This window comes from Dietzia sp. UBA5065 (assembly GCA_002415925.1).
Classification (GTDB): domain Bacteria; phylum Actinomycetota; class Actinomycetes; order Mycobacteriales; family Mycobacteriaceae; genus Dietzia.
The window spans coordinates 8,647-12,121 of sequence record DIAZ01000153.1 but is presented as its reverse complement, the minus strand read 5'-3'; the positions used below and the strand labels follow the sequence as shown (position 1 = coordinate 12,121).

4 protein-coding genes are annotated in these 3,475 nt (G+C 71.9%); 1 reads left to right on the top strand and 3 read right to left on the bottom strand.

The genetic code is table 11. From position 1 onward, the window contains the following. Positions 1 to 12: 12 nt before the first annotated feature. The 3 genes from B4M60_RS12495 to B4M60_RS12485 are packed head-to-tail and all read right to left on the bottom strand — an operon-like array spanning position 13 to position 2,587. On the bottom strand, positions 13 to 771 hold the full coding sequence (locus tag B4M60_RS12495) for an ABC transporter permease (RefSeq protein WP_291084448.1): 759 nt from the start codon (positions 769 to 771) through the stop codon (positions 13 to 15). Then, positions 768 to 1,946, bottom strand: coding sequence for an ABC transporter ATP-binding protein (locus tag B4M60_RS12490; RefSeq protein ID WP_291084444.1), 1,179 nt, complete (start codon positions 1,944 to 1,946; stop codon positions 768 to 770). Before B4M60_RS12490 ends, B4M60_RS12495 begins: the two co-directional genes overlap by 4 nt. Beyond that, the gene (locus tag B4M60_RS12485; RefSeq protein ID WP_291084441.1) at positions 1,943 to 2,587 is read right to left on the bottom strand and encodes an ABC transporter permease; all 645 of its coding nucleotides are present in this window, start codon (positions 2,585 to 2,587) and stop codon (positions 1,943 to 1,945) included. The genes B4M60_RS12490 and B4M60_RS12485 overlap by 4 nt, the downstream gene beginning before the upstream one ends. 109 nt (positions 2,588 to 2,696) lie before the next feature. On the opposite strand from B4M60_RS12485, the gene B4M60_RS12480 reads away from it, so the two are divergent. Beyond that, positions 2,697 to 3,475: inositol monophosphatase family protein (locus B4M60_RS12480; protein WP_291084438.1), on the top strand; the 779-nt coding region annotated here is incomplete at its 3' end.

Below are 3,475 nucleotides of genomic sequence, written 5' to 3'. Positions count from 1 at the left end.
TCGCAGCCCGTGTCATCGCAGCCCCCTCGGGTTGAACAGGACCTCGCCCACCCCGCCCAGCCAGTCGACGAAGAGCGCGAGCGCCACGGCCAGGACGGACCCCACCACGAGGGTGGTGTGGTCCTGGAGTCGGTAACCGGTGTCGATGAAGATCCCCAGGCCGCCCGCGTCCACGAGGAAACACAGCGTGGCCGTGCCGACGGCCAACACCAGGGTGGTGCGCAGTCCGGCGAGGATGAACGGCACCGCGAGCGGCAGTTCGACGGTGCGCAGGACCCGACCCGTCGTCATCCCCTGTCCCCTCGCCGCGTCGATCAGCGCGGGGTCCACGTTCCTGATGCCCACGATGGTGTTGCGCAGCACCGGGAGCAGCGAGTACACGGCGACGGGCAGGACGCCGATCCAGAAGCCGGTCCGGTTGGTGGCCAGGAACAGCAGCACGATCAGGCCGATCGCGGGCGCGGCCTGGCCGATGTTGGCGATCCCGATCGCCACCGGGGCGAGGAACCGGGTGCGCCGACGGGTGAGCAGGATCCCGAGCGGCACGGCCACGGCCACGACGATCGCGACCACGGCGACCGTGATCTGGATGTGCTCGAGGGTCCGCTGGGTGAGCGAGGCGGCGTTGAGGGAGGCCCTCTGGGTGTCGTCGAGCTCGCCGGAGAAGGCCCACCACAACACGCCCCCGGCGGCGACGAGGATGAGGAGCGGTTGCACCAGCAACCGGGCGGATACCCCCCGGGCGGTGGGGCGACCGGCGGTGGCGGTCACGCCGGGTCGCCCTGGTCGTTGTGGCTGTGGTGGATCCGCCGCAGCTCGCCCACCAGGTCGTCGATCCCGATCGTGCCCCGGTACGCCCCGTCCCGGTCCACCACCACGGTGGTGGCGCTGGCCGTGGAGAGGAGCCCGTCGAGTGCCTCCTGGAGGGTGGCATCGACGGTGACGGTGCCGACCACCGGCTGACCGCCCGAACGCAGGTCCGGCATCTGCGCCACCCTGTCTCCGCGCACCCACCGCAGGGGTCGGCCGGAGTCGTCGAGCACCACGGCCCACTCGTCGCTCGAACTGCGGACCCGGGCCGCGAACTCGGCCGGGCTCTCGGACTCCCTCGCCGTCGTCGCCTGTCCCAAACCCACGTCACCCACGCGCCGGAGGGTGAGGGTCTTGAGGGCGGCGTCGTCGCCGATGAAGCCGGCGACCGTGGCGTCCGCCGGGTTGGCCAGGATCGCCTCGGGCGAGTCGAACTGCAGGACCGACGAGCCCGGGCCGAGCACGGCGATCCTGTCGCCGAGCCGGACCGCCTCGTTGAAGTCGTGGGTGACAAAGACGATGGTCTTGTGCAGCTCGTCCTGGAGCCGGATGAGCTCGTCCTGCAGCGACGCCCGCGTGATGGGGTCGACCGCGCCGAACGGCTCGTCCATGAGCAGGACCGGCGGGTCCGCGGCGAGCGCCCGCGCCACCCCGACCCGCTGCTGCTGGCCGCCGGAGAGCTGGGCGGGGTAGCGGCCGCGGTAGTCGCCCGGGTCCAGGCCGACCAGCTCCAGCATCTGGTCCACCCTGTCGGCGATGCGCGCCTTCTTCCACTTGAGCAGCCGCGGGACGGTCCCCACGTTCTGGGCGACCGTCATGTGCGGGAACAGCCCCGAGGCCTGGATGGCGTAGCCGATGCTGCGGCGCAGGGTGTCGGCGTCGAGGTCACGGTTGTCCCGTCCGTCGATCGTGATGGTGCCGGAGGTGGGCTCGATGAGCCGGTTGATCATCCGCATCGTGGTGGTCTTGCCGCAGCCGGACGGGCCGACGAACACGGTGGTCCGGCCGGCCGGCAGTTCCAGGGACACGCGGTCGACGGCGGGGCGCTCCTGGCCGGGGTAGACCTTGCTCACCTCGTCCAGGACGATCGGCACGCCGGAGACGGTGTCGTCCCCGCCCGCGGTGGATGTGGTCATTGGTTCCCCCTGATGGTGAGGCGCCCGAGGAGGGTGAGGAGGGCGTCGAGGACGAGCGCGAGGACGACGATGAGGATGGTGGCCGTAAGAGCCATCGGCAGGGCGGTCGGCGTCCCGACGCGGGAGAGGGCGGCAAAGATGAGGTTCCCCAGCCCCGGCCCCTTGGCGTAGGCGGCGATGGCGAGGATGCCCATGGACATCTGCGTGGAGACCCGGATCCCGGCGAGGATCGACGGCCACGCCAGCGGGATCTCGATCCTGCCGAGCACCCCGATCCGGCTCATCCCCACCCCGCGCGCGGCGTCGACGGTGGCCGCGGGGACCGCGTCCAGGCCGACGATGGTGTTGCGCAGGATGGGCAGGACGGCGTAGATGACCAGGACGGTCATGGTGGGCAGCACGCCCAGTCCGAGGACCGGGATGAGGAGCCCGAGGAGCGCGAACGAGGGGATGGTGAGCGCCGTGGCGGCGAGCCCGGTGGCGACCGCGGACCCGGCCCTGCTGCGGTACACCGCCACGCCGATCGCCACCGACAGCAGCGTGGCCAGCAGGACCGCCTGGACGGTGGCGCTGACGTGCTGCCAGGAGTCCGTGGCCAGCTGGAGGCGGCGGGTGGAGATGAAATCCATGAGCGCGGTCATCGCATTTCGGCTCCGTCCGTGGGGGTTTGGGCCCACGCTATCCGCATCGCCACGTGTAGAGGTGCGAGTCCGGAAGATGGGCGGCGGGACGGTGATGCACGATGGGGGTATGACGCAGCAGCCCGACCGGCCCCTGGACCCCGACCTGATCGAGCGGCTCGACGAGTTCCTGGCCGCGAGCGGGCGCATCGCCCAACGGCACTTCCACGGCGGGCTCGAGGACCTGTACGCCCACGACAAGGGCGGCGCGCGCGGGTTCGACCCGGTGACCGAGGCCGACCGCGCGATCGAGGCGCTGTTGCGCGCGGGGATCTCGTCGATGGCACCCGGGGACCGGGTGGTCGGGGAGGAGTACGGCGAGTCCGGGCCCGCCGACGCCGCCCGCACCTGGTACCTGGACCCGATCGACGGCACCAAGGCGTTCCTCACCGGGATGACGGGCTGGGGCACGCTCGTCGGGGTGGTCGAGGGCGGCCGCGCGGTGGCCGGGTGGATGGACCAGCCGATCCTGGGCGAGACCTTTGCCGCCGTCCACGGACGCGCGACGGTGCGGCGCCGCGCCGACGGCCCGGAGTCGCTCGACCTCCACACCTCGGGGTGCCGGGAGCTGTCCGAGGCGATCATGTACACCACGCATCCGTCGATGTTCGGGGACGACGGCGAGGCGCGCCGGCGCTACGACGACCTCGGTCGCCGGGTCCGCCTCCAGCGCTTCGGCGGGGACTGCTACGCCTACTGCATGCTCGCCGCGGGCCGGGTCGACCTGGTGGTGGAGTCCGATCTGAACTCCTACGACATCGTGGCGCTCATCCCGATAGTCGAGGCCGCGGGCGGGGTGATCACGGGCCCCGACGGCGAGCAGCCGCTCGAGGGCGGCACCGTGGTGGC

Coding starts and splice junctions, on each gene's coding strand:
- B4M60_RS12490 (WP_291084444.1), bottom strand. CDS start 1,946: ATGACCACATCCACCGCGGGCGGGGACGACACCGTCTCCGGCGTGCCG.
- B4M60_RS12485 (WP_291084441.1), bottom strand. CDS start 2,587: ATGACCGCGCTCATGGATTTCATCTCCACCCGCCGCCTCCAGCTGGCC.